The organism is Promicromonospora sp. NPDC059942, assembly GCF_042731755.1.
Taxonomy (GTDB): domain Bacteria; phylum Actinomycetota; class Actinomycetes; order Actinomycetales; family Cellulomonadaceae; genus Promicromonospora.
Map to the genome: position 1 here is coordinate 501,230 of NZ_JBHWLR010000002.1, position 23,929 is coordinate 525,158.

26 protein-coding genes are annotated in these 23,929 nt (G+C 71.8%); 8 read left to right on the plus strand and 18 right to left on the minus strand.

Annotated features, from left to right (window positions below):
- Positions 1-128: 128 nt before the first annotated feature.
- From ACFV9Q_RS04735 to ACFV9Q_RS04765, 7 genes are all read right to left on the minus strand, one after another.
- A complete protein-coding gene (locus ACFV9Q_RS04735; RefSeq protein WP_377233392.1) occupies positions 129-2,480 on the minus strand; it encodes a PQQ-dependent sugar dehydrogenase in 2,352 nt (783 codons plus the stop codon).
- A gap of 71 nt (positions 2,481-2,551) precedes the next feature.
- Complete coding sequence (locus ACFV9Q_RS04740; protein ID WP_377233393.1) at positions 2,552-3,601, minus strand: ThuA domain-containing protein; 1,050 nt, start codon at positions 3,599-3,601, stop codon at positions 2,552-2,554.
- Positions 3,602-3,716: 115 nt separating this feature from the next.
- Complete coding sequence (locus ACFV9Q_RS04745) at positions 3,717-4,511, minus strand: ABC transporter ATP-binding protein (RefSeq protein ID WP_377233394.1); 795 nt, start codon at positions 4,509-4,511, stop codon at positions 3,717-3,719.
- Positions 4,501-5,238 (minus strand): ABC transporter ATP-binding protein, encoded by a 738-nt coding sequence (locus ACFV9Q_RS04750; RefSeq protein ID WP_377233395.1) that lies wholly within the window; start codon positions 5,236-5,238, stop codon positions 4,501-4,503. Before ACFV9Q_RS04750 ends, ACFV9Q_RS04745 begins: the two co-directional genes overlap by 11 nt.
- Positions 5,235-6,338, minus strand: a complete 1,104-nt coding sequence (locus ACFV9Q_RS04755) for a branched-chain amino acid ABC transporter permease (RefSeq protein WP_377233396.1) — start codon at positions 6,336-6,338, stop codon at positions 5,235-5,237. The genes ACFV9Q_RS04750 and ACFV9Q_RS04755 overlap by 4 nt, the downstream gene beginning before the upstream one ends.
- Positions 6,322-7,206 (minus strand): branched-chain amino acid ABC transporter permease, encoded by an 885-nt coding sequence (locus ACFV9Q_RS04760; protein WP_377233397.1) that lies wholly within the window; start codon positions 7,204-7,206, stop codon positions 6,322-6,324. Before ACFV9Q_RS04760 ends, ACFV9Q_RS04755 begins: the two co-directional genes overlap by 17 nt.
- A 4-nt stretch (positions 7,207-7,210) precedes the next feature.
- Positions 7,211-8,440: an amino acid ABC transporter substrate-binding protein gene (locus ACFV9Q_RS04765; protein ID WP_377233398.1), complete on the minus strand. Its 1,230-nt coding sequence runs from the start codon at positions 8,438-8,440 to the stop codon at positions 7,211-7,213.
- Positions 8,441-8,581: 141 nt separating this feature from the next.
- Here ACFV9Q_RS04765 and ACFV9Q_RS04770 point away from each other — a divergent pair, with 141 nt between their 5' ends.
- Positions 8,582-9,616, plus strand: coding sequence for a LacI family DNA-binding transcriptional regulator (locus tag ACFV9Q_RS04770; protein ID WP_377233399.1), 1,035 nt, complete (start codon positions 8,582-8,584; stop codon positions 9,614-9,616).
- 148 nt (positions 9,617-9,764) lie between these two features.
- Here the strand turns inward: ACFV9Q_RS04770 and ACFV9Q_RS04775 are convergent, their stop codons facing one another.
- Positions 9,765-11,039 carry a sialidase family protein gene (locus tag ACFV9Q_RS04775; protein WP_377233400.1) on the minus strand — a complete coding sequence of 425 codons (1,275 nt, stop codon included), beginning with the start codon at positions 11,037-11,039 and terminating at the stop codon, positions 9,765-9,767.
- A gap of 178 nt (positions 11,040-11,217) precedes the next feature.
- Between ACFV9Q_RS04775 and ACFV9Q_RS04780 the strand changes: the two genes are divergently transcribed.
- Entirely contained in the window at positions 11,218-11,580 is a 363-nt protein-coding gene (locus tag ACFV9Q_RS04780; protein ID WP_377228377.1) for an ArsR/SmtB family transcription factor, read from the plus strand.
- Position 11,581: 1 nt separating this feature from the next.
- Complete coding sequence (locus ACFV9Q_RS04785; RefSeq protein WP_377233401.1) at positions 11,582-12,082, plus strand: SRPBCC family protein; 501 nt, start codon at positions 11,582-11,584, stop codon at positions 12,080-12,082.
- Positions 12,083-12,186: 104 nt separating this feature from the next.
- Here the strand turns inward: ACFV9Q_RS04785 and ACFV9Q_RS04790 are convergent, their stop codons facing one another.
- Entirely contained in the window at positions 12,187-13,491 is a 1,305-nt protein-coding gene (locus tag ACFV9Q_RS04790; protein ID WP_377233402.1) for an MFS transporter, read from the minus strand.
- 81 nt (positions 13,492-13,572) lie between these two features.
- Here ACFV9Q_RS04790 and ACFV9Q_RS04795 point away from each other — a divergent pair, with 81 nt between their 5' ends.
- On the plus strand, positions 13,573-14,469 hold the full coding sequence (locus ACFV9Q_RS04795) for a LysR family transcriptional regulator (protein WP_377233403.1): 897 nt from the start codon (positions 13,573-13,575) through the stop codon (positions 14,467-14,469).
- Here ACFV9Q_RS04795 and ACFV9Q_RS04800 read toward each other — a convergent pair.
- A complete protein-coding gene (locus ACFV9Q_RS04800; RefSeq protein ID WP_377233404.1) occupies positions 14,466-14,990 on the minus strand; it encodes a VOC family protein in 525 nt (174 codons plus the stop codon). The genes ACFV9Q_RS04795 and ACFV9Q_RS04800 overlap by 4 nt on opposite strands.
- A 256-nt stretch (positions 14,991-15,246) precedes the next feature.
- Between ACFV9Q_RS04800 and ACFV9Q_RS04805 the strand changes: the two genes are divergently transcribed.
- Positions 15,247-16,656 carry an MFS transporter gene (locus ACFV9Q_RS04805; RefSeq protein WP_377233405.1) on the plus strand — a complete coding sequence of 470 codons (1,410 nt, stop codon included), beginning with the start codon at positions 15,247-15,249 and terminating at the stop codon, positions 16,654-16,656.
- Between the two features lie 129 nt (positions 16,657-16,785).
- Positions 16,786-18,072, plus strand: coding sequence for an ATP-grasp domain-containing protein (locus tag ACFV9Q_RS04810; protein ID WP_377233406.1), 1,287 nt, complete (start codon positions 16,786-16,788; stop codon positions 18,070-18,072).
- 83 nt (positions 18,073-18,155) lie between these two features.
- On the opposite strand, the gene rpmF is transcribed toward ACFV9Q_RS04810, so the two are convergent.
- The 6 genes from rpmF to rpmB are packed head-to-tail and all read right to left on the minus strand — an operon-like array spanning position 18,156 to position 19,536.
- Positions 18,156-18,323 carry a 50S ribosomal protein L32 gene (rpmF, locus tag ACFV9Q_RS04815; RefSeq protein ID WP_377232394.1) on the minus strand — a complete coding sequence of 56 codons (168 nt, stop codon included), beginning with the start codon at positions 18,321-18,323 and terminating at the stop codon, positions 18,156-18,158.
- A gap of 3 nt (positions 18,324-18,326) precedes the next feature.
- Complete coding sequence (rpmG, locus tag ACFV9Q_RS04820) at positions 18,327-18,494, minus strand: 50S ribosomal protein L33 (protein WP_285106734.1); 168 nt, start codon at positions 18,492-18,494, stop codon at positions 18,327-18,329.
- Complete coding sequence (locus ACFV9Q_RS04825) at positions 18,494-18,796, minus strand: type B 50S ribosomal protein L31 (protein WP_377232392.1); 303 nt, start codon at positions 18,794-18,796, stop codon at positions 18,494-18,496. Before ACFV9Q_RS04825 ends, rpmG begins: the two co-directional genes overlap by 1 nt.
- A 16-nt stretch (positions 18,797-18,812) precedes the next feature.
- Positions 18,813-18,935: a type B 50S ribosomal protein L36 gene (ykgO, locus tag ACFV9Q_RS04830; RefSeq protein WP_020013141.1), complete on the minus strand. Its 123-nt coding sequence runs from the start codon at positions 18,933-18,935 to the stop codon at positions 18,813-18,815.
- A 59-nt stretch (positions 18,936-18,994) separates the two neighbouring features.
- On the minus strand, positions 18,995-19,300 hold the full coding sequence (gene rpsN / locus ACFV9Q_RS04835; protein ID WP_377232391.1) for a 30S ribosomal protein S14: 306 nt from the start codon (positions 19,298-19,300) through the stop codon (positions 18,995-18,997).
- On the minus strand, positions 19,300-19,536 hold the full coding sequence (gene rpmB / locus ACFV9Q_RS04840) for a 50S ribosomal protein L28 (RefSeq protein ID WP_026365262.1): 237 nt from the start codon (positions 19,534-19,536) through the stop codon (positions 19,300-19,302). Before rpmB ends, rpsN begins: the two co-directional genes overlap by 1 nt.
- A gap of 125 nt (positions 19,537-19,661) precedes the next feature.
- Here rpmB and ACFV9Q_RS04845 point away from each other — a divergent pair, with 125 nt between their 5' ends.
- Positions 19,662-20,837: a GTP-binding protein gene (locus tag ACFV9Q_RS04845; RefSeq protein ID WP_377233407.1), complete on the plus strand. Its 1,176-nt coding sequence runs from the start codon at positions 19,662-19,664 to the stop codon at positions 20,835-20,837.
- 5 nt (positions 20,838-20,842) lie between these two features.
- Here the strand turns inward: ACFV9Q_RS04845 and ACFV9Q_RS04850 are convergent, their stop codons facing one another.
- Positions 20,843-21,358, minus strand: a complete 516-nt coding sequence (locus ACFV9Q_RS04850) for a GNAT family N-acetyltransferase (RefSeq protein WP_377233408.1) — start codon at positions 21,356-21,358, stop codon at positions 20,843-20,845.
- 393 nt (positions 21,359-21,751) lie between these two features.
- On the opposite strand from ACFV9Q_RS04850, the gene ACFV9Q_RS04855 reads away from it, so the two are divergent.
- Positions 21,752-22,786 carry a serine hydrolase domain-containing protein gene (locus ACFV9Q_RS04855; RefSeq protein WP_377233409.1) on the plus strand — a complete coding sequence of 345 codons (1,035 nt, stop codon included), beginning with the start codon at positions 21,752-21,754 and terminating at the stop codon, positions 22,784-22,786.
- A 144-nt stretch (positions 22,787-22,930) separates the two neighbouring features.
- On the opposite strand, the gene ACFV9Q_RS04860 is transcribed toward ACFV9Q_RS04855, so the two are convergent.
- Positions 22,931-23,602, minus strand: coding sequence for a hypothetical protein (locus ACFV9Q_RS04860; RefSeq protein WP_377233410.1), 672 nt, complete (start codon positions 23,600-23,602; stop codon positions 22,931-22,933).
- Positions 23,603-23,929 lie beyond the last annotated feature (327 nt).

The window sequence follows — 23,929 nt, forward strand, 5'->3', positions numbered from 1 at the left end:
GTTTTCTGGGCAGCCGTTCCGCGCGTTCTGTCCCCCCCCGCCCCCGAAGGGCGGGGTGTTGGCCGTCTGCGGTTTTCGGGACTGGAAACCCGAAGAGACCCAGCACTCAACGATGCCGCGGGGAGGGGTCAGCGGGTCATGAGGCGGTACTGGGCCGCGACCTCCCTCGGCGTGATCGCGCGGTCCAGGAGCTGGATCGTGTCCATCCGGCAGTTGCAGGGGTTCCGCTCCTGCGTGTCCTGCGGGAAGCTGCCGCCGATCTTGATGCCCCGCGGCGTCGTGGCCGACGTGCCGGTGCCGTCCACCTGCCACGGGTCGCCGTCCACCACGTAGAAGCCCGGCACCCGCTCGCCGTTGCGGAACAGGGCCATCTTCCCGGTGGTGTAGTCGAACGTCGCGGCCAGGTGCACCCACTCGTCCTGCGGCAGCAGGGTGCGCCAGTCCTCGCTCGCGGCGAAGGTCTGCGACGCGCCGCCGTCGAGCCGCCGGCCCAGCGCCACAAGCCGCAGCTCGCCGTCCACCTGGATGATCTCCAGCAGGGCGCGCACGCCGTGCCCGTCGGAGTCACCGCTGAGCAGGCCCGCCAGGCCCACGGCGTTGTAGTAGTCGTCCGGGTTCGCGGTGGTGGTGTTCGGGCTCGGGTTCTGGCCGGTCATCTTGACCCAGCCCATGACCGTCGCCCCGTCCACCCCGTTGAACGCCGACAGGGTGCTCACCCCGTTCGCGTTGTAGACGCCCGCCTTCCAGTCGTCGTTGCCCGCCGTCTGCGGGTTGATCTGGCCGAGCTGGATCGAGTTGTTGCTGCCCGGGTAGGCACCGTCCGCCACCCGCATGCCCTCGCCGCCGTTGATGAGGTTGAGGTAGGTGCGCGACAGGCCGCGGTCGATCTCGACGGCGCCGTCCTGCTGGAACGGGTGCTCGAAGTCGTAGAAGCTCACGGAGCTCTGCTCCAGCGAGCGCGGCACGTCCTGCGGTACCGGCGCGTGGACGGTGTCCACGATCTTCCAGATCTTGCCGTTCGCCTTGGCCACCAGGTACAGGTCGCCCGACGCGTCGCGGCCCATGCGCAGGTCGGCCCGTTCGTCGCCTGTGAAGTCGGGCATCCGCCTGCGGGTGCCGTCGGTGTCGTACAGCGCCAGCTCGTACATCTGTGCCTCGGGACGCCCGCGCCGCATCTGCGACTCCTTGGCGTAGAACACCCGCCCCTCGACCAGGTCCGTGAACAGGTACTTGCCGTTCAGCGCCGGCAGGTCGCGCCCGCGGTAGACGAAACCGCCGCTGATCGCGTACCCGCTGTCGGCCGTGCACGACCAGCCGGGCGGCGGGTCGTGGTCGTACGCCACCACGGGGTAGGTGAAGCCGAGCTCGTCGTCGTTCTCCGGCAGCGGGTACAGGTTGCAGCGGTCGGCGGCGTCGAAGACGTACCGGCCCTCCCGGTCGCCCCAGCCGAAGTTGTCGCCCGCCTCGACGTCGTACACGGCCTCGATCGCGTGCTCGCCGATGTGCCCGAGGAACATGCGGCCCGTCTTCGTGTCCCAGCTGAACCGGTGCGGGTCGCGCATGCCGATCGCGTAGATCTCGCCGAGCGTGCCCGGGGTGTCCACGAACGGGTTCGACGCCGGGATGCCGTACGTGCCGCCCGGCCCGTTCGTGCCCGCCGGGTCGATGCGCAGGATCTTGCCGGCGGGCGTGCCCCGCTGCTGCGGCACGCCCGTGCCGACGCCGATGCCGCCGTCGCCCACCGCGAGGTAGAGCAGGCCGTAGTCCTCGTCGCCGGGTTCGGCGGTGGGGTTGAAGTCGATCTGCTGGATCGCGTGCACCTGACCCGCGAAGCCCAGGCGCATCACCTCGCGGCTCGTCCCGGAGAACACGTCGGCGTCCGGGTCGTCTGCCACCCACTCCGTGACCACCGCGTGCAGGAACGTCGGCGTCTGCGCCGGGTAGGTCGTGGGGTCCGACGGCGGCCCGGCGTTGCCGGGGCGCTCGCTGTGCACCGTGTAGAAGGTGCCGTTGTGCTCGAAGTCCGGGTGGAACGCCGCGAACCCGAACCCGCTGCCCATGCCGCGCCCGGAGAAGAACTCCGGCGCGAACCGCGCGGCCACGTCCAGGTACACCCGCGGCTCGCCGTCGCGCAGGAAGTACAGCGGGCCGTTCAGGTCCGGGACGTACGTGCGACCCGAGCCGTCCGGCAGCTCCCCGATGCCGTTGATGCGCGCGTGCCGCATCAGCCGGCGGTCGACGGGCGCCGGGATCGGCTCCGTCTTCGGGAACTGCGCGTACTCCTCGAGCACGAGGCCGATCGTCGACTGCTTCTCCTCGGGGGCCGGGTCCTCGATCGGTTCGCCGACCGGGGCCGCGGCCGCGGCGTCGGTGGCGGGAGCCGCCGCCGTGGCCAGCGTCGCCGTCGTCAGCCCGGCCAGGGCGGTAGCGGTGATCGCCACCGCGGCCACCGCTGACCGCCATCGTTGTCTGGTGCGCATGGTGCCTCCTGAATGTCGTCGTCGTCATTGCGGAGTGCTTGCGTTGCGGGGTGTGGTGCGTCGGCAGGGACCTACCGGCAGAAGGGCTGCTCGCCGGCCGCGCTGAGGATGCCGCCCACCACGTGGGTCTTGAACGAGTCGGCGCCGGGCAGCGTCGAGTCAGCGGTCCACGCGGCCGGGTCGTGGCCCAGCGAGGTGACCCACGCGCGACCGCCGTCGTAGTACTGGCACCAGGAGACGGGGTGCTCGCCCGCGTGCCCGGGGTGCCCGTTGAAGCCGGTGCCGGAGCCGATCGTGTCCGTGTCGACCTCGGCGAGGAACCGCACGCCCGTCGGGAACGGTTCGAGGTTGTACCACTCGTCGCGGAAGTCCCACCGGCGCGGCAGGTCCTTCGTGGAGGCGTCGCGGCGGTCGACGGTGAGCACCTGCCCGTCGCGGTGCGGCCCGTGATCGTAGAAGTTGGCGCCGCCGAGCAGCCCCTGGAACCACGGCCAGTGGTACATCGCGCCGAGCGTGTTGTGCACCGCGACGAACCCGCCGCCCGAGCGGACGTACTGCAGCAGGGCCGTCTGCGACGCGTCGTCGAGCATGGTGCGGGAGTTGCTGAGGAACACCACGGCGTCGTACGGCGCGAGCTTGGCCGGGGCGTCGAGCTGGCGCACGTCCTCGGTCCAGTCCACCTCGAACCCGTACTCCTGCCCCCACCGGATCACGGCGTTCTGCGCGACGTGCGCCGAGGTGAGCGGCGGGTTCATGCCCGCGGGCAGCAGCGGCCCCAGGTGGGCGTGCCGCGAGACGCCGGTCGCGGTGAAGACGAGCACGCGCACGCGCCCGTCGGTGGTGCGCGGCAGGTCCCAGTCGTTGTAGCAAGCCGGGTCGGTGCCGCGGCAGACGCCGTAGTCGGCCACCTTGTCCTGGTACGGATCCTGGCGGCCGGGGGACGACGGCGGCCCGCCGCCCTGCGCCGTCGGACCGGACGCGGCCCCGCCGGACGATGCGGGCGCCCCCGACGTGGCCGGTGCGAGGTGCAGCCCGGCGAGCAGCGCGGCCAGGATCGCGAGGCCGAGCACCACCTGCCCGGCACCGCCGAGCGAGTTCCCAAGCGTGGTTCTGAGTGACATGACAGTTCTCCTTTGAACAGCCAACAGTCAGCCCACCTCGTTGAGTGCTGGGTATCTGCGGCCGAACGGGGCGCAGAGCAACAAATACCCAGCACTCAACGGGAGAGGGTGGGTTTTAAGAGGCCTCCCTTGGGCGGCCGCCCAGGTAGAGCTGGGCCAGGCGGGGGTCCGCGAGGAGGTCGGGGGCGGGGCCCGTGATGTGCACGCGGCCCAGGTCGAGCACGCAGCCGACGTCGGCCGACTCCAGCGCCCGTCGCGCGTTCTGCTCCACGAGCAGCACGGCCGTGCCGGCGTCGCGCATGCGCTGCACCTGCTCGAACACGACCGCCGTCGCCTTGGGGTCCAGCCCCATCGACGGCTCGTCCAGCAGCACGACCTTGGGCCGCACCATGAGCGAGCGGGCGAACTCGACCTGCTTCTGCTGCCCGCCCGACAGTGCGCCCGCCAGCGCGGACCACCGCTCGCCGACCAGCGGGAACAGCTCCGTCACGAAGTCCGTGCGGGCCTCGACCTCGGACCGGTCGCGCACGGTGTAGGCGCCGAGCAGCACGTTCTCGGCCACCGTCATCTCGGGGAACACGCTGTGCCCCTGCGGCACGTGCGACAGCCCGGCGGCCAGGAGCTGCTGCGGCGAGCGCCCCGTGACGTCGACGCCGTCGACCACCACCTGACCGGCGCGCGGCTTGAGCAGGCCGCTCGCGACCTTGAGCACCGTCGACTTGCCGGCGCCGTTCGGTCCCACGAGGCAGACCACGCTGCCGGGCGCCACCGTCACGGACAGCCCGCGCAGCACGAGGGCGGCGCGGCCGTAGCCGGCCTGCACGTCGGTCAGGCGCAGCAGGGGTTCGGCCGCGGGGCCGGGTCGGGCGGCCGGTCCGGCCGCCGCCTGGGGTGCGAGTTCAGACGCCAAGGTAGGCCTCCAGGACCAGGGGGTCGTCCTGCACGACGGCGGGGGTGCCCTGGGCGATCGGCCGACCCCGGTCGAACACCACCACGTGGTCGCTCAGGCCCATGACCAGCTCCATGTTGTGCTCCACGATGATGAAGGTGCGGCCCTCGGCGTTGAGCTCGCGCACCAGGTCGGCGATGCGGTCCACGAGCGCGGGGTTCACGCCGCCGGCCGGCTCGTCGAGCATGATCGTGTGCGGGTCGCCCATGAGCACCCCGGCCAGCTCCAGCAGCTTCTGCTGCCCGTAGGAGATGTCGCGGGCCTCTGCGTCCTCCAGGTGGTCGATGCCGACGCGGGCCAGCAGCTCGCGGGCCCGGGCGACGTCGTCCGGGTTGCGCATGCCGCGCAGCCGTTCCAGCAGGCCGTGCGGCTGCACCGCGACCAGCACGTTCTCCAGCACCGTGAGCCGCGGGAAGACGCGGCAGAGCTGGAAGCTGCGGCCGATCCCGGACCGGGCGATCCGGTGCGGGGCGAGCCCCGTGATGTCGCGGTCGCGGTAGGTCACCGTCCCGGCGTCCGGCTTGATCATGCCGGTGACGCAGTTGAAGAACGTCGTCTTGCCGGAGCCGTTGGGCCCGATCAGGGCGTTGATCCTGCCGTCGTGGAACGCCACGGAGGCGCCGTCGACGGCGCGGACGCCGCCGAACGACTTGGTCAGGCCCTCGGTGCTCACGGATGCGGTGCTCATCGTGGCGCCTCCTCTGGTTGCTTGTCGCCGCGTTGCGCGTCCGCGCGCTGCCGGGCGAGCTCCTCGGCGCTCACCTCGCGGATCGACGCCGCGCGACGCCGCCGGTTCAGGAACGAGGTCAGGGCCGGGATGACGCCGTCGGGCATGAACAGGACGACCAGGCCCAGCAGGATGCCCGTGGCGACCAGGTGGAACTGCGTGTCGCCGTACTGCGACTTGAACACCTCGACCGCGTACCCGACGACGACGGCGCCGAGCAGCGGGCCGAACAGGCTGCGCACCCCGCCGAGCAGCGCCATGAGCACCATGTAGGTGCCGACCAGGATCGAGAACTGGAAGATCGGGTCGAGGTAGCCGAACCACAGCGCGTACAGGCCGCCGCCCAGCGCGGTGAAGAAGGCGCTGGTCACCAGGGCGGTGAGCTTGTACGCGAACGTCGGCACGCCGAGCGCCTGCGCCTTGTCCTCGTCCTCGCGGATGGCCTTGAGCCCGGCGCCGAGCCGGGAGCGCTCGATGGCCCACCAGGTCAGCAGGGCCAGCGCCAGGAGCACCGCGTGCAGGTAGAAGAACCGTTCGTGCTGCTCGGGCCGCAGCACGTCCGGGCCGAACGGCCGGGGCACGCGCAGCCCGCCCGAGCCGCCGGTGAACGTGTGCCAGCTCTGGAACGTGAGCTGCAGGATGAGCACCAGCGCGATCGACACGATCACGAACGAGGCGCCGCGCACCCGCAGCGACGCGATGCCGACCGGGATCGCGATCAGGGCCACGATCAGGGCCCCGAGCACGAGCGCGAGCCACGGGTTCAGCCCGGACCGCAGGATCAGCAGGGCCGTGGCGTACCCGCCGAGGCCCGAGTAGGCGGCGTGGCCGAGCGAGATGTAGCCGGTGAAGCCGCCCACCAGGTTCCAGGACGTGGCGAGCACGGCGTAGCTCAGGATCACCACGCCCACGGACAGGATGAACGGGTCGGGGGCCAGCGACGGGAACAGGAGCACGACCACCACGAGGGCGAGCAGGGCGGCGATCCGGACCACGCGCGCCGTCGTCGGGCCGGACGTCGTCGGGCCGGAGGCTCTGGTACCGCTAGAAGCGTTGGGCAAGGCGACCTCCGAAGAATCCCTGCGGGCGGATCATGAGGGTCACGAACAGGGCCAGGTAGAACACGGTCTGCGCCCAGGTGGTGCCGAGCGGCACCTGCAGCAGGCTCGCCGCGACGCCGAGCAGCAGGGCCGCGATGGCTGCCCCGGGGATGCTGCCCAGCCCGCCCACGACGATGATCGCCATGAGCGGCCCGATCCAGTGCCAGTGCAGCGACGGGTAGATCGTGTAGTCCAGGGCCAGCGCGGTCCCGCCGATCGCGGCCGTGGCCAGCCCCAGCCCGAAGCCGAGCCCGGCCACGCGGTCGGTGTCGATACCGATCAGCCGCGCGGCCTCCGGGTGCTGGGTGGTGGCCCGCAGCGCCCGGCCGAACGACGTCCGGCGCAGGATCAGGTACAGCGCGCCCAGCGACAGTGCGGCCAGGCCGAACGCGATGAGCTTCACGACGGCGATGCTGACGCCTGCCACCTCGATGCTCGTGCCCGAGTAGCCGAGCTGGATGCGCCGCTGGGTGCCGGTCCAGACGAACCCGAGCAGCCCCTCGATCGTCAGCGCGACCGCGAACGTGAGCAGCACCGACATGGTGGTCAGCGTGATGGGCCGCAGCCGGGACACCAGGAACCGCTGCATCCCGTACCCGACCACGAAGAACAGCGGCACCGTGACGACCAGGGACAGGAGCGGGTCGATCCCCGTGCGCTCGTGGAAGTACCAGGCGAGGTAGGCGGCCAGGATCAGGAACGCCGAGTGGGCGATCATGACCACGCGCATCACGCCGAAGTACAGGGTCAGGCCGGCGGCCAGGAGGGCGTAGAGCCCGCCCAGGAGGACGCCGAGCACCAGGCTCTGCGCGAACAGGGCACCGGTCATCGGGTCACCACGCAGGCTTCGGGTGGACGAGGTCGGCTTCCTTGACGTCGTCCGGCAGCACGATCTTGATCTCGCCGTCCACGTACTGCTGGATGAGGTGCGCGCTCTGCGGCCGCCCCTGCGCATCCCAGCTCAGCGCGCCGACGACGGTCTCCACCTCGTTCTCGTGGAGCCACCCGATCAGCTGCTCCTGGCACTCCGGACTCGGGTCGGCGCAGCCCACGGCCTCGACCGCGGCGGCGACGACCTGGCCCGTGGTCCAGGCGTTCGCCTCGTCCTCGGCCGGCGGGGCGTCGTGCTCCGCCGTGTAGAACTCGACGAACTCCTCGTTGGACGGGTAGGGCGCAGTCGGCGTGTACCCGGTGGGGGCGAGGATGCCCTCGGTCTTGTCGCCGATCGCCGCCGGGAACTCCGCGTTCGTCGGCGCACCCGAGATCGCCGCCATCTGCGGCTGGTAGTCCTGCTGCTGCAGCGCGACCACGAGGTTCACGCCGTCCTGGTACTGCGACCCCACGATCAGCAGGTCCGCCTTCGAGTCCGCGATCTTCGCCGCGATGCCGCTGAAGTCGGTGGTGTTCGGCGGGTACACCTCGTCGACCACCACCTCGATGCCGGCCTCCGCGAGCTGGTCGCGCAGGCCGTACGCGGTGCCCTGGGCGAACGGGTCGTCCATCGAGGCCACGGCGATCGTCTTCGGCCGCTCGTCCTCGGGCAGGGCCAGGATGTACTCCGCCAGGTGGTCGTAGTGGTCGTCGGCGATGGCCGGCGCCGCGTAGAACAGGTTGTCGAAGCCCTGCTCGAAGACCTCCGCCGCGGCGCCCGCCGGCTCCACGAACAAGAAGCCGTAGTCCTGGGCGACCTGCGCCGCCGGCACCACGAGCCGGGTCGAGAACGGCCCGAAGACCAGGTCCACGCCGTCCTGGTTGATCAGCCGCTCGTAGTCCGAGGCGACCCGGTCCGCGTTCGACTGGTCGTCGACGATGACCAGCTCGACCTGGCGGCCCAGCAGTCCGCCGTTCTCGTTGACGTGCTTGGCCCAGGCCTCGTAGCCGCGCTGGACCCCCTTGCCCGGCTCGGCGAAGTCGCCGGTCAGGGGCAGCGAGACGCCGACGACGATCGGGTCGTCGGCGCCGGCGGCCTCACCGCCCTGCTCCGGGCTCGCCAGACAGGCGGACAGGGACAGTGCCGAGGCCGCGGCGATTGCCGCTACCGTCAGGCGTCGGGTTGCTCTCATGGTCCACTCCCTTGTGGGTCCACATCATTGTGGGCAAGCGCTTCCGTAACCGCTTACGGCACTCTAGGAACTGGGACGCTGTGTGACAAGGGTGTTGGCACCATCCATTACCTGTCGCTTTACCTGTGGCGAGGAGATTCGATGCGCAAGCACACCGCCGGGCTCCGCCTGGTCGACGTCGCAGAGCATGCCGGGGTGTCCATCGCGACCGCCTCCCGGGCGCTGTCCGGGGCCGCCGGGGTGTCCGAGGCCCTCGCCGAACGGGTACGCGCGGTCGCGGCCGAGCTCGGCTATGTCGCGAACGTGCACGCCCGCTCCCTGGCGAGCGGCGCCAGTCCGTCCGTCGGGCTCGTGGTGCACGAGATCGGCGACCCGTACTTCGCCGAGATCGCCAGCGGCGTGCTGGAGGTGGCCGGCGCCCACGGCCGCATGGTCCAGATCTGCCACACCGGCCGCGACCCGCACGCCGAGGTGGCCCAGCTGCGGGCGCTCGCGGGCGCGGGCGTGGGGATCATCGTCGTGGCCGGCTCCGGGCACCTCGACCGGGAGGTCCAGGCGCAGATGAAGGCGCAGGTGCAGGCCTTCGAGGCGTCCGGCGGGCGGGTCGCCGTCATCGGCCGGCACCCCCTGCTCGGCGTCGACGCCGTGGTGCCGGCCAACGTCGCGGGCGGCCGGGCCATCGCCGACCACCTGCTCGGCCTCGGCCATCGCCGCATCGCCGTCGCGGCCGGGTCGCGGCGGCTGGCCACCATGGCCGACCGGCTCACCGGCGTCGAGCAGGCGCTCGGCGCGCACGGCCTGCGGCTCGCGGACCTGCCTGTGGTCGAGGCGGCGTTCACGCTCGACGGCGGCAAGGACGCCGCCCGGCAGATCCTCGACGCCCACCCCGATGTTACGGCGATCCTCGCGCTCAACGACGACATGGCGGTCGGCGTGCTGTCGGTGCTGGGGGAGCGGGGCGTCTCGGTGCCGGGCGACGTCTCCGTGACCGGGTTCGACGACGTGACCGTGGCCGGCCACCTCTCGCCCGCGCTGACGACGGTGCACCTGCCGATGAAGGAGATGGGGCGGCAGGCGCTGGAGCTCGCCCTACTGCCGCGGGCGGCGCGTGCCCGCCGTCGGACGGCGGAGCAGCGGCTGATGGTCCGGGCGTCGACGGCGCCGGCGCGGGGCTGAGGCGGCGCCGCGCGGAGGTCGCTCCGGGGAAAGCATGATGCAGCCGGAGGGGTAACGGAGAGGTAGCAGTGCTCCCTCTCCGTTACCCCTCCGGCTGTGTGTGCGTTGCGTCGACAATGTCTACGCACAGCAACACACCTCGGGGGTGTCAGGCCGCCGGCGTGATGATCCAGCTCGGGTCGAACCGGCGCAGCACCACGGCGCACGGTGATTCAAGGTTCAGGTTGCGCAGTGTCGGGTTGGCGACCTGCACCCTACGGGCTTCGACGAGTGCCAGGACGATGCCGCTACCCGTCGAGGTCAGCGCGGAATACCCGCCCTCGCGCAGGTTGCCCACCTGGTCCCCTTCGCTGGCCAGAGGGTCCTTGCTCAGTGGCTGCTGATAGACCCGCCAGGTCTCACCGTCGTCAGCGCTCGCGCGCAGCGTCATCACGTAGCGGTTGTCACGTGTCGAGCTGTTGGAGTTGAGGTGGATGAGGTACGGGTTGCCGTTGTACGTGTGCGAGATCTGCGCCCCGTGGCTGCCGGGGTCGATGATCTGCGTGCGCCAGTGCTCCTCGCCGAACATCTGCCAGTCACCCGGGTTGCCGATCGCCACGCGGCGGGCCATGGGGAAGCCTCGGTCAAGCTCCCAGTTCGTTGCGCGGTAGTTGAGGATCAGCTGTCCGTCCGAGCGCTCCGCGACGGTTCCTTCGCCGTAGGGGTGTGGACGCTCTCCCTTGTCGTTGACGTACAGGCCGTTGGGAACGTCGTGGTTGACCCAGTCCCCGCCCGGCTCCTTGATGATCAGCCGGCCGCGTGCCGGCACGACCAGCGAGCCGTCGGCGCGCTGGATCCCGTTCCCGGGCCCGATGAAGTCGTTGTCGGTCCCCGGTCGGTCGAGGTCGGTCCGCGCCACCGGAGCGGTCCAGGTCGCACCGTTGTCGTCCGACGTCGCGATGTAGAGCTTGGGATCGACCTCCACAAGCTCGCCGGACTGGCGGCGCAGCATGAAGCAGTACAGCCGGCCCGTGATCCGGTCGTGCACCAGGGTGGGGTTGGCCCAGCAGTCGAGGCTGGCCCCCGCGAGCGTCGACGCGACGCTCCAGGTCAGGCCCAGGTCTGTGGACCGGCGCATCAGCAGGTTGAAGTTGCCGCTGTCATCGAGATTGTGGTTCGGCCGGCCCTCGACGACCGCGATGACCACGCTCGTACCCGGGATCGCCAGGATCGCCGGGATCCGGCACGAGTGGTAGTTGCCGTTGCCGCTCTCCTTGGGGATCGACGCGGCGCCCGCCTGCGCGTCCCCGAAGAGCATCTTGCTCTCCATGCCGTCCGGGTCGAGGGCGAACGCCCGCTGCGGGGACGCCACCCCCGCTCCCGTAAGTCCGAGCGCGGCCACACCGGCCGCTCCACCGAGAAACATCCGACGCGAAAGCGTCATGCCACATCCCTCACAGACCTCGTTGGAAGACGTCGGCCGGGCAGATCGTGCGCGGCCGACCGGGCACAACGGTGCATGCCGCGCCAATGGGTCGTCAAGGAAAGGTGCCGAACGATGAAAGCACCGTCCCTGTGTGCGCACGTCTTGACGCATGCCGATATGGGTATATGTTTGGGCCATGGCACGAGCAGCGACCACGACCGACGCGTTCAACGCGGTGGCCGAGCCGCGTCGCCGCGAGATCCTCGACGCGCTGTCCGGCGGTGAGCTCGCGGTGGGCGACCTGGTCGCGCTGCTCGGGCTCGCCCAGCCGCAGGTGTCCAAGCATCTGCGGGTGCTGCGGGAGGTGGGGCTGGTGGACGTGCGCGACGACGGGCGCCGCCGGCTGTACCGGGTCAACGGCGCGCCGCTGCGCGCCGTCCACGACTGGGTCTCCCGCTACGAGCGGCTCTGGAACGAGCGGTTCGACCTCATGGACGACGTGCTCGACGAGCTCGAGACGCAGCCACCGACCGACGCAGGAACAGGACAAGGAGACTGACATGACCACCACGACCAAGGGCAGCGCCGTCCTGACGCTCCCGACCGACACCGAGATCCTGGTCACCCGGGAGTTCAACGCGCCGCGGCACCAGGTGTGGCGGGTGCTCACCGAGCCCGAGCTGATCAGGCGCTGGTGGGCCGGGCGGCGCGGCACCGTGACCGAGGCGACCGTCGACCTGCGCGTCGGCGGTTCCTGGCGGTACGTGATGACCGCGAACGACGGCTCCGAGGTCGCGTTCCACGGCGAGTACACCGAGATCGAGGCGCCCGGGCGCATGACGCACACGGAGGTGTTCGAGGGGATGCCCGACGGCGACTCCGAGCCCAGCCTGAACCACTACACGCTCGCCGAGCACGACGGCCGCACCACCCTGACCGTCCGCACGATCGTCTCCAGCCAGGAGATCCGCGACCTGATCGTCGGCTCCGGCATGGAGGGCGGCATGCAGGAGGGCTACGACCTGGTCGAGGAGCTGGCCGTCGAGCTGGCGGCCGCCTGACGACCCGCCGTCGGCCACCGCTGCTTCACTCACCTTTGAGGCCCGGGTTTCTTCGCTCTGAGATGGGTCAGAGCCAAGAAACCCGGGCCTCAAAGGTGAGGTGGTTACGCCGGGCGGCGGCCCGAGCGGAGCAGGGCCGACGCCGCGGCGAGCAGCACGAGCATCAGCACGCCGAAGGCGAGCACCGCGGCCGACGTCGGGACCACGCGCAGGAGGACGGCGAGCAGCACGACCGGCAGCGACATGCCGGCGTAGGCCGCGAGGAACAGCCCGGCGAGGGCCTCCGCGCGTGAACCGCCGGCCGCGACGGAGACCACCGTGCCGACCCCCGCCTTGAACAGGGTGCCCGCGCCGGCCCCGGTGACGATCCCGCCGGCCACGAGCGCCGGGAAGGTCGCCGTGAGCATCGCCCCGACGATCAGCACCAGGCCCGCGGCCAGGAGCGTCACCCCGAGCGTGTGCTGCGCCCGGGTGCTGCGCCGGCCAGTGGCGATCTGCGCCAGGGCGGCGGAGCCGAACACGGCGAAGGAGACGAGTCCCGCGACGGCGTGCGACGTGACGTGCAGGTCGTGGGCGAGGAACGACGGCGCCAGCGAGGTGAACAGCCCGAACATCGCGAAGCTGACGAAACCCGCCATGAGGGCGCCCGCGTACGGGCCGCGGGATGCGGCGGGCACCGTCACGCGCTGCGGCCGGTAGTGCCAGGGCTCGCCCACGGCGTCGACGGTCTCGGGGACGAGCGTCATCAGCAGCAGCCCGACGACCAGCGCGAACAGCAGCACCAGGTACGGGGTGTGCAGGGGAGCGGGCGCGACGTCGGCCAGGAGGCCGGCGACGAGCGGGCCGAGGCCGATGCCGCCGAGGTTCGCCGCCGTCGAGATCATCTCGGCGTGCCGGCCGGCGGGCCTGCCCGCCGCGGCGCGCGAGGCGGCGTGCAGCTCGGTCATGTGGGCGGTCGCGGTGGCGGTCAGCAGGCCGATGCCGAGGCCCGAGACGAGGCGGGCGAGCAGGAGCGGCCCGAGGTCCGTCGACGTCAGGAAGACGAGCCCCGCGAGCACGTTCAGCAGCACCGCGGGGGCGATCAGGCGCAGGCGTCCGAACCGGTCGGACAGGTGACCCGCGAGGAACAGCGCGGCGATGACGCCGACCGCGTACGCGGCGAAGACGAACGTGACCGCCAGCGAGCCGAAGCCCTCCCGCTCCTGGTAGATCACGTACAGCGGGGCCGGTGCGCCGGCGAAGGCCATCGTCACGGCGAAGACGTAGGCGATGATCCAGAACCCGCGGGCGTGGTGCCGGCGCGGACGGCCGCCGCCCGCGGGGAGCGGGGTCTGGGCACGGGACGGCTGCGCCGGCTCGGGCAGGGCCTGGATGCCGGACGGCGGTGTGGTGCTGGTCGAGAGTGTCACGACTCGATCGTGCCGAGCTCGACCGATCGTGTCCAACGAATCTTTGTGAAGCCGGATATCGCGATCTGCGATAGTTGGTCGGTGCAGCCTCATCAGCTCCAGTACTTCGTGGCGATCGCCGAGACGGGAAGCTTCACCGCCGGCGCGCAGCGCGCCCGGGTGGTGCAGTCCGCGGCGTCGACCGCCGTCAAGCAGCTCGAGCGCGAGCTGGGCTGCGCCCTGTTCACCCGGGGCCGCCGCATCGCCCTCACGCCCGAGGGCGAGGCGCTCCTGCCCCGGGCGCGGGACGTGCTCGCGGCGCTGGACGCCGCCCGGGCCGCCGTCGCCGCCACGCGCGGGCAGGTCGCCGGGACGGTGAGCCTCGGCATGATGAACCACCTCGCCGGCTTCGAGCTGGCGAGCCTGCTGGCCGCGTTCGGGCGCGCGCACCCCGCCGTGGTGGTGCATGCCCGGCAGACGGCGACGGGCTCGCGGGGCAGCCTCGACGCCGTGCGCAGCGGCGACCTCGACCTCGCCCTCGTCTCCACGGCGAGCGAGACCGTCCCCGGGCTGCGCATGCGCTACCTGGACGGCGAGCCGATCCGGTTCGTCTGCCACCGCACCCACCCGCTGGCCGGGCAGGGCACGGTGCGGCTCGCGCAGATCGCGGACGAGGCCTTCATCGACTCGCCCGTGGGCTGGGGCAACCGCGCAGTGGTCGACGCCGCCTTCGCGGCCGCCGGCCTGCGCCGCACGATCCAGACCGAGGCGACCGACTTCGAGCTGGGCCAGGCGCTCGTGCGCGAACGGCTCGGCGTCATGTTCGTCCCGGCGTCCGCCGTCGCGCCGGACCCGCAGCTCGCCGCGCTCGACGTCGAGCCGGCGCTGACGTGGACGGTGCGCCTGGCCCACTCGGCGAGCCGCCCGCTGTCGGCGGCGGCGGCCGCGCTCGCCGCCGAGCTGGAGCGCGGCGGGCGCGGGGCGCCGGCTACCGGTTAGCGCACGGGAGCACTGCTGCGGCCCTGCTCGCGCCCGCTCAGCTCGGCGTCGAGCGTCGCCTGGGCCACCCGCATGCCCTCGGCGTAGACCGGGTCCTGGAGGCGCTGCCACATCACGTCCTCCGGGACGTCCTCGACGTGGCTGACCACCCACCAGATGTTGCCGAAGGGGTCCCGGACCCGTCCGCCGCGCTGGCCGAAGGCGTTGTCGTCGAGCTCGGTGACCACGGTGGCGCCCGCGTCCACCGCACGGCCGAACGCGGCGTCGGCGTCCGGCACGAAGACGCGCAGCAGGCTGGGCATGGCCGGCCACTCGGGCCGGCGGTCGAACGCCAGCACCACCGTGTCGCCGACCCTGGTCTCGCCGTGCCCGATGAGCCCGTCCTCGGTCGCGACGCGCGCCAGCTCCTCGCCGTCGAAGGCCTGGCTGACGAAGTCGAGGAAAGCGCCGGTGTCGTCGGTGACGACCCACGGGGCGACGGACGTGTATCCGGTGGGGGCGGCGCTGGTCTGCTCGGGCATGGCTGGTCCTCTCGGAGCGGTGTGCGTGATACGGCGACCGTAGGCGGAGAAGAGGTCAGCTTCGGTCCTGTACTGCCCGCACGGCGCACCGCGTGGTTCGCGCGGGCAACTATGTAAGGTGCAGGCATCCCCCTCGCGCCGCGCGGACCTCGTGCTGCGGCCGCTCGCGTGCGCGGAACCCGCCCCCTCGTCGAAGGATCGTCTGCCCCACATGAGATTCCGCTTTCCCCCTGGCGACCGTTCCCGTCTCACCCGCATGCCCCGGCCGGGGGTGGTCATCGCGGTGCTCGCGTTCGCGGGCATGGGGGCGTCGTTCATGCAGACGATCCTGCTGCCGATCCAGGCGGAGCTGCCGGTCCTCCTGGGTGTCTCGCGTGACGTCACCGCCTGGGTGATCACCGTGACGCTGCTGGTGGCGGCGATCTGCACGCCCATCTCGGGACGGCTCGGCGACATGTACGGCAAGAAGACGGTCGCGCTCGTGCTGCTCGGCCTGCTGGCGCTGGGCTCGGTGGTCGCGGCGCTGTCGCCGTCCGTGGTGCTCCTGATCGTGGGGCGGGGGCTGCAGGGCATGGGCATGGGCGTGGTGCCGCTCGGCATCTCGATCCTGCGCGACGTGCTGCACCGGGACCGGCTCGGGTCGGGGATCGCCCTGGTCAGCGCGACGCTCGGCGTCGGCGGTGCGCTCGGCCTGCCCATCAGCGCGTTCGTGACCGAGCGCTACGACTGGCACGTGGTGTTCTGGGTGGCGGCCGGGATCGGCCTGCTCGCGCTGGCGCTGGTCGCGTGGGTCGTGCCCGTCAGCACGCTGCGCGCGGGCGGCCGGCTCGACGTCGTCGGCGTGGTCGGGCTCGCGATCGGCCTGACCGGGGTGCTGCTGGCGGTCTCGCGCGGCAACGACTGGGGCTGGGGCTCGCCGCGCACGCTCGGGCTGCTGCTCGGCGGCCTCGTCGTCCTGCTGGTGTGGGGCTGGTACGAGCTGCGTATCGAGGAGCCCCTGGTGGACCTGCGGGTGACCGCGCGCGGCACCGTGCTCTTCACCAACCTCGCCTCGATCGCGATGGGCTTCGCGCTGTTCGCGTCCAACGTGGTGTTCCCGCAGCTCCTGGAGCTGCCGACGGCGGCCGGCGGCCTCGGGCTGACCCTGATGCAGGCCAGCCTGATCCTCATGCCGTCCGGCCTGGTCATGCTCGCCATGTCGCCGGTCTCGGGGCGGCTCGCGCACCGCTTCGGGGCCAAGCCGCTGCTCGCGTCCGGGGCCGCCGTCATCGCGGTCTCCTACGTGATCGCCGTCGTGGTCGACCTCGACGTGTGGCACGTGCTGGTGGTCAACATCGTGGTCGGCGTCGGCATCGGACTAGGGTTCGCGGCCATGCCCGCCCTCATCATGCAGGTCGTACCGTCGCACGAGACGGGCGCCGCGAACGGGCTGAACACCCTGATGCGGTCCCTGGGCACTACGTCGGCCGCCGCCGTCGTGGGCGGCGTGCTCGCGGCGGGCGGCGCACAGTTCGAGGGAGTCCCGGTGCCGTCCGGCGACGCGTTCCGCACGGCCCTGCTGCTCGGCCTGCTCGCGTCGCTCGTGTGCACCGTCCTGGCGCTGCTCATCCCGCGGCCCAAGCCGCCCGCCGACGAGCACCCGGCGCTGCCGGACGGGGTGCTGTAGCGGAGCGCGGGGCGGCTCTTTTCCACAGGCCGTACCCGCCCGACGAGTACGGCCCCGGGATCCGTGGCAGGCTGTGCGCCATGTTGAGAACGACTCTCGTTCGCGTCAGCACGCGCGGAGCGTGCTGACGTGGCGAACCTGTTGATGATCGAGAGCTGGCTCCAGTCGACCGGCCTGATGCTCCCGCCCCTGCTGCGCGACGCCGGCCACGAGTACGTGCTGATCACCCGCGACCCCGACCTGTACCGGCTGCCCGACGGCACGCCCCACCCGGTGCTGGCGCTCGCCGCCGAGGTGGTGGTCGCCGAGACCAACGACGACGCAGTCCTGCTCGCGGCGGCCCGGGAGGTCTCGGCCCGGGAGAGCGCGGCACGCCGGCCGGTCGACGGCGTGCTGACGACCTGCGACTACTACCTGCCCGCCGTCGCCCACGTCGCGGAAGGCCTGGGCCTGCCCGGGGCGCCCGCCGACGTGCTGCGCACCGCGACGCGCAAGCACCTGGTGCGGCACGCGCTGGCGGCCGGGGGAGTGCCCGACGTGCCGTTCGCGGTGGCCGCCACCTGGGACCAGGCGCGCAAGGAGGCCGCGAGCCTCGGCTACCCGCTCGTGGTCAAGCCGGTCGACATGAACTCCGGCACGGCGGTGCGCAAGGTCGTCGACGAGGCCGGGCTCGCCGTGGCCTTCGCCGAGGCGACCGGGCCGGAGCGCAACACCCGGGACCAGCCGCTGGAGCGGCTCGCGCTGCTCGAACGGGTAGTCGAGGGCCCGGAGTACAGCGTCGAGTCCGTGACCCGCGACGGCGTGACACGGGTGCTCGGCATCACCGCGAAGTCGGTCGCCGAGCCCGGCGTCGAGGCGGGGTCGGGCTTCGTCGAGTCGGGGCACCTGTTCCCGGCCCCGCTGACGCCCGAGGAACGGGAGGCGATCGAGGCGCACGTCGTCGCGGTGCTCGCCGCCGTCGGCCTGACGCACGGCATCAGCCACACGGAGGTGCGGCTCACCGCGGCCGGCCCCCGGCTGATCGAGCTGAACCCGCGCCAGGGCGGCGGGTACATCTTCGAGCTGGTCCGCCTCGTGACGGGGTTCAACCCGCTGCGGGTGCTGGTGGACCTGGCGCTCGGGCGCGAGCCGGTGCCCGGCCCGTCGGTCGCGACCAGCGCGGCCGTCACGTTCCTGCTCGCCCCGGCGGGCGGCGTCGTGCGGGAGGTCCGGGGCGCGGAGCGCCTGGCGGACGACGGACGCGTGCTCGGCCACGAGACGCCGTCGCCCGGCCGCGTGGTGCGGCCGGGCGACAACAACGAGCGGATCGGGCACGTGCTGGTCGTGGACGCGACCGGGCACGCGGCGAAGGACTGGGCCGACGAGCTCGCCGCCGGCGTCGAGGTCCGGGTCGAGGCGGGTGCGCTCGTCCGCTGACCCGGCACACGACGAACGCCCCGGCGCTGTGGCGCCGGGGCGTTCGTGCTGCTGTGCTCCACGAGCTCAGCGGGGTGCGGGTCTCAGTCGGGGACGACCAGGCCGCGCCGGACCGCGGGCACGAGCCGCGCGGGGATGCGCACCTGGCGCCCGTCCACGGTCACCGCGACCAGGTCGGGCACGAGGGCCGTCCACTGCGAGCGGCGGGACCGGGTCCGCGACCGGGACATCTTCCGCTTGGGGACCGCCATCGATCAGCGCTCCTCGCGGAAGTCGACGTGCTGCCGCGCGACGGGGTCGAACTTGCGCAGCACGAGCCGGTCAGGATCGTTGCGCCGGTTCTTGCGGGTCACGTAGGTGAACCCGGTGCCCGCCGTCGAGCGGAGCTTGATCACGGGACGAAGGTCGGTACGCGAGGCCATCAGTTACCACCCTTGCTGTTGTTGCTCGTGTTGTGCTTGGCGTAGCGCTGCCGGAACTTCTCGACGCGTCCGGCGGTGTCGACCACGCGGGCCGATCCGGTCCAGAACGGGTGGCTGGCGCTGCTGATCTCGACGTCGACCACGGGGTAGGTCTGGCCGTCGGACCACTCGATGGTCGCCGTGGGGCGGCCGGGACCGGAGTCCGTGCTGCCGGCGAGCGTCGAGCGGGTCAGGAACGTGAAGCCTGCGCTCGCGTCCCGGAAGACCACGGGGCCGTAGGTGGGGTGAAGGTTCTGCTTCATGGTTTGTCTCCTGTCCTCAGCCCTGCCGCGCCTTCCAGCGCGGGTTGAGCTTGTTGATCACGAACGTCTTGCCGTGCCGGCGCACGACCTTGGCGCCGGGCTTGTCCTTGAGGGACCGCAGCGATGCGCGAACCTTCATGTGTCACTCCTTGCGTAGCGGGTGGGCGACGGCGGGGCCGTCGGGGGTGCCGGCCGGTCTCACCAGCTCGACTTGGTCACCCCGGGCAGCTCGCCGCGGTGGGCCATCTCGCGCAGGCGGATCCGGGAGAGCCCGAACTTCCGCGAGTACGCGCGGGGCCGTCCGTCGACGGCGTCGCGGTTGCGCAGCCGGGTCGGGCTGGCGTCGCGCGGCTGGGTCGACAGCTCCGCGGCGGCTGCCTGGCGCTCCTCGGGCGGCAGGTCCAGCCTGCGGAGGGTGCGGCGCAGCTCCGCGCGGCGCTCGGCGTACCGGGCGACTATCTCGCGCCGCCGCTCGTCGGCGGCGATCTTGGACTTCTTGGCCATCAGACCTTCTCCCCTCTGGCCAGGATCTGGGCGACGACGACGTCGATGCCCTTGCGATCGATGGTCTTGATGCCCTTGGCGCTCACCCGCAGCGTGACGTTGCGGCCGAGCGACGGGACCCAGTAGCGCTTCTTCTGGATGTTGGGGTCGAACCGCCGCTTGGTCCGCACGTGCGAGTGCGAAATCGAGTGACCGAACCCCGGGACGGTGCCCAGCACCTGGCATCTGGCTGACACATGACCTCCTGTGGCGACGGACTGGCCGCCGCTGGTGAGAACCGTTCTCATATCGCGCTACAGTGAACCAGAACTGAGAACGGTTATCAATTATTCCGGGGCCTGCCCCCGGGCGAGGAGGCAGCATGTACCGAACCGGAGACCGCCGCGGAATCATCCCGGTGAGCGTCCTGGCCACCACCGACCCCGTGCTGCGCGACTCCGCGCTGTTCGGTCTGCTCACCGACACACCCGGCGTCGTCGCCGCCCGGCACGACATCTACGAGGACCACCTGCGGCGCGTCGTCCTCGACGCCACCGGCGTCCTCGAGGACGTGCTGGTGCCGCTGGAGCACGCCTGCCTGTCCTGCGCCGTCCGCGAGGACGCCGTCCCCACCATCGCGCGCCTCGCCTGCGACGGCCGCTGGTCCCACGTGCTGCTCGCGCTCCCCATCAGCGCCGAACCCCTGCCCGCCGCCCGCTCGCTGACGACCGAGACCGCACGCGGCGGCGCGCTCGACCACACGCGCATCGCCACGTCCTTCACCGTGGTCGACGCCGACACCCTCCAGCACGACCTGCTCGGCGACGACACCCTGCTCGAACGCGGCCTCGGCCTCACCAGCGGCGACGAGCGCTCGGTGGGGGAGGCGCTCGCGGCCCAGATCGAGCAGGCAGACCTCGTGGTGGCCCACGGCTCGCCGGCCGGGCCCGCCGACGTGTCGCTGCCGCCCACGGCGTCGGGCCTGCTGGACCGGCTCCGCGGCGCCGGGACACGGCGGGTGAACGGGCTGCACGCCCTGTCGGCCGCCGGGCTCGCCGCCGCCACGCACTCGCCGGCGCGCGCCGAGCACCGGGCGCACCCGCTCGGCGCCGTCGTCGTCAGCGGCCTGGGCGGCGTCCCCGATGACCGGAGCTGGACGCTGGAGCTGCGCTCACCGCTGCCGTTCCACCCGGAGCGGCTGGTGGAGCACATCGAGTCGCTCGGCGCGGGCGGACTGCGGGCCCGCGGCGTCTTCCACGTGGCCGACCGGCCCGGCCTCGCCTGCCTGTGGGACGGCGCGGGCGGTCAGCTCGCGGTCGGCGACCTGGGCCCGTGGTCGGAGGTCTGCGCGGGCACGCCGCCGCACACCCGGATCGTGGTGGTCGGTGTCAGCGATGCCGGGGCGGGCGCGGGCGCCGTCGGGCCGGACGACGAGCGGCGCCGGCTGCGCGAGGCGTTCCAGGCGGCGCTGTGCACGCCCGAGGAGGCCGCCGCCGGCGTCGAGTGGCTGTGGCGCGAGGACCACCTCGCCCCCTGGCTCGGCGCCCGCTCCGCCTGACCCGGTCAGCGGGGGCAGAGGTAGGCGGCCGTCCGCGGGCGGACGCCGTCGGGGCCGGTCCAGCCGGCCGGCCCCGAGGCCACCCGCACCCAGCCGAGGCGCTCGTACAGGCGGACGGCCGCGCCGCCGTCGTCCACGACGTCGAGCACGAGCCGCCGTCCGCGCCGGGTGGGCGTGTCCTCGATGCGCTCCAGCAGTGCCATGGCGATGCGCGAGCCGCGCGCCTTCGGTGTCACGAACAGGCGGCTCACGCCGGCGAGCCCGGTCACGGTCGTCCGCGCGGCGGTCGCGAGGTCCTCGACGTGCTCGACGCCGTCGGCGGCGACGAGCATGACGTGGCCGACCACGACGCCGTCGGCAAGTGCGACCCACGCCGCGATCGTCCCCGTAGGAGTGAGCCAGGCGACCGGGTCGTCGGGCCAGACCATCGGGTAGCCGTCGCTCTCGTGCACCTGCCGCAGCGCCTCGACGACCCGGTCGAGGTGGGCCGTGTGGCGCTGGGCGATCAGGAGGTCGGGCACGGGCTCAAGGTATCCGACGATGCCCCGGGCGCTACTCGTGGACCGCTCACGGGACCACGTCCACCAGGCCGACGAACTGAGCGGCAAGGAGGCACATGAGAACGCCCACCACGACCGCTGGGACGAGGCGCACGACCGACCGGCCGCCGCCGGCCCACATCAGGCACAAGCTGGGACATCGTGTCCAGGAACTCCGTCGCGGTCACCTGCGAGAGCACGACCAGCCCGCGTTCCCTGACCAGCCGCCCGACGTCAGACATCGCTGGACACTCCAACCGATCGGCCCTTTGGCCCACTGACCTGCGTGGACGGTGCGCAGAGCGTAGCAATTCGTGCCAGGCTCCAGTACCTACGACAGCTGTCGGATCCAGGTGTGGGATAGAACGGGGGACGATGACGGATCGGATCGAAGAACTTCTGGACGAGGGCGTGCGCAACAGGGTCTTCCCTGGCGCCGTGTGGGCGATCGGCGGGGCTGCCGGCTACGACGCGCACGGTGTCGTCGGAGTCCTGGATCCTGACGACCCGCAGGTGCAGATGGCGTCGGACACGATCTTCGACGTCGCCAGCCTGACCAAGCTCATCGCGGTGTGGTCGTCCGTCGGCACGCTGTGGGAAGAGGGGGCACTCGATCTCGCCAGGCCTCTCGGCGCCTTCTGGCCGGAGGTCCACGGCTATCCCCTCGGATCCGTGACCGCCCATCAGATCTTGACCCATACGGCCGGGCTTCCACTGAGGGCTCAGCTCAAGAATCTCTATGGCACCGACCTCCAGGAGATCCGCGAAGGAGTCCTGCGCGAAGCCTTGAACCGGACGCCGGGCGAGGCTGTCGACTACACGGACCGGGCGGCCATCATTCTCGGGTTCCTGGTCGAACATCTCTCCGGTCAGCGCCTCGACCAGTTTGCCAGGGAGCGTGTGTGGGAGCCGCTGGGCATGGACTCCACCCGCTTCGGGCCGTTGCCTGCGGACGTCGCCGGGCGGAGTGCGCCGACGGAACTCGATCAGGACCTCGGCGCGCACCTCAAGGGCGTCGCCCACGACTTCTCCGCGCGGCTCCTGGGCGGTGTCTGCGGTAGCGCCGGCGCCTTCACGACGCTTGGCGACCTGTCAGTCTTTCTTCGCTACCTCCTGGACACATCCGGCGCGGCGCGTCAGGTCGGGTTCGGCACGCCCTGGACGAAGGAGTCCCTGAGGGTGCACACCGGCGCGCTCGAACCCGCGCGAGGCCTGTTCTGGCATCCAGCGCCGGGAGCCGATCTCTCGGCCGATGTCTGGGTGCACTACGGCTTCACCGGCTGTGGCATGTGGATCTCGCCCCAGCAGGAGCGTTGGGCACTGTTGTTGACCAACAAGCTGTACTACGACCGCGACCGCAGCCCGCTCACGGCGGTGCGTGATGCCTTCCGGACCTTGGTCTTCGACTGATCCGTGATTCCTGCGCGGTGACGCGGGTCAGGGTAGTTCTGGACGATTGTTCAAAATGCGGTGAGGCCCTTTCCCGGAACTCCGGAAAAGGGCCTCACCTGTGCTTATCAGATGTTTCTCACGGCGCCGACGTCGGCGTCATGTTCATCCGACGGGGAGCGGCACGGGCAGCGGAACGGGAAGCCCGCCGCCGAGCGCGCCCAGCAGGGTGCTGAGCAGGCCGCCGACCGCGTCCAGCAGGGAGCTCAGGAGGCCGCCGGTCGGCGGCAGCGGGACCGGAAGCTCCGGGATCGGAAGGTCGTCGACCGGGAGGGCCGGCACGGGGAGATCGTCGACCGGGAGGTCGGGGATCGGGGCATCGACCGGAAGATCCGGGACCGGTGCGTCGATCGGCAGGTCGGGGACCGGCGCATCGATCGGCAGGTCGGGCACGGGTGCGTCGACCGGCAGGTCAGGCACCGGGGCGTCGACGGGAAGGTCCGGGACGGGCGCGTCCACGGGAACGTCGGGGACCGGTGCGTCGACCGGCACATCAGGGACCGGGGCGTCCACGGGGACGTCCGGGACGGGTGCGTCGACCGGCACGTCCGGCACGGGTGCGTCGACGGGAACGTCGGGCACCGGCGCGTCCACCGGGGCGTCGGCTGCTGGGGCGTCGACGGGAGCGTCGGCTGCCGGGGCGTCGACCGGGTCGGTCGCGCCGATGAGGTGGGCCGCGGGCAGGTAGGCCCCTGGCTGCACCATCGCGCTCGCACCTGTTGCTGCCGTGCAGACCAGGCCGGCCGAGATGGCCAGCACCGTTCCCGCACGACTCATGACACGGAATCCTCGGATCATTGTGTTTCCCCTCGAATCGCTCCGCCGGAACAATGGTGTTGCACGTAAGCGTGGGTTCACCGCGAAATAGCGTCAGACGGGGTTTTCATCCTGTCAATCGGAACGTGAGCTGGAACACGTGGAATGAACCAAGACATTCCAGGACCGAACTCTGCGACAGGTCGCCATTAATAGCCGTAACCCCGACATCACAACGGTGATATCCGGTGGTTGCCTGGACACCGACTGGGTGGTTCCGGAGCGGGACAATCACCTTGGCCCGACGACGCCCGGATGCGTACCGTCATCCGCCGATGAGCACTCCGA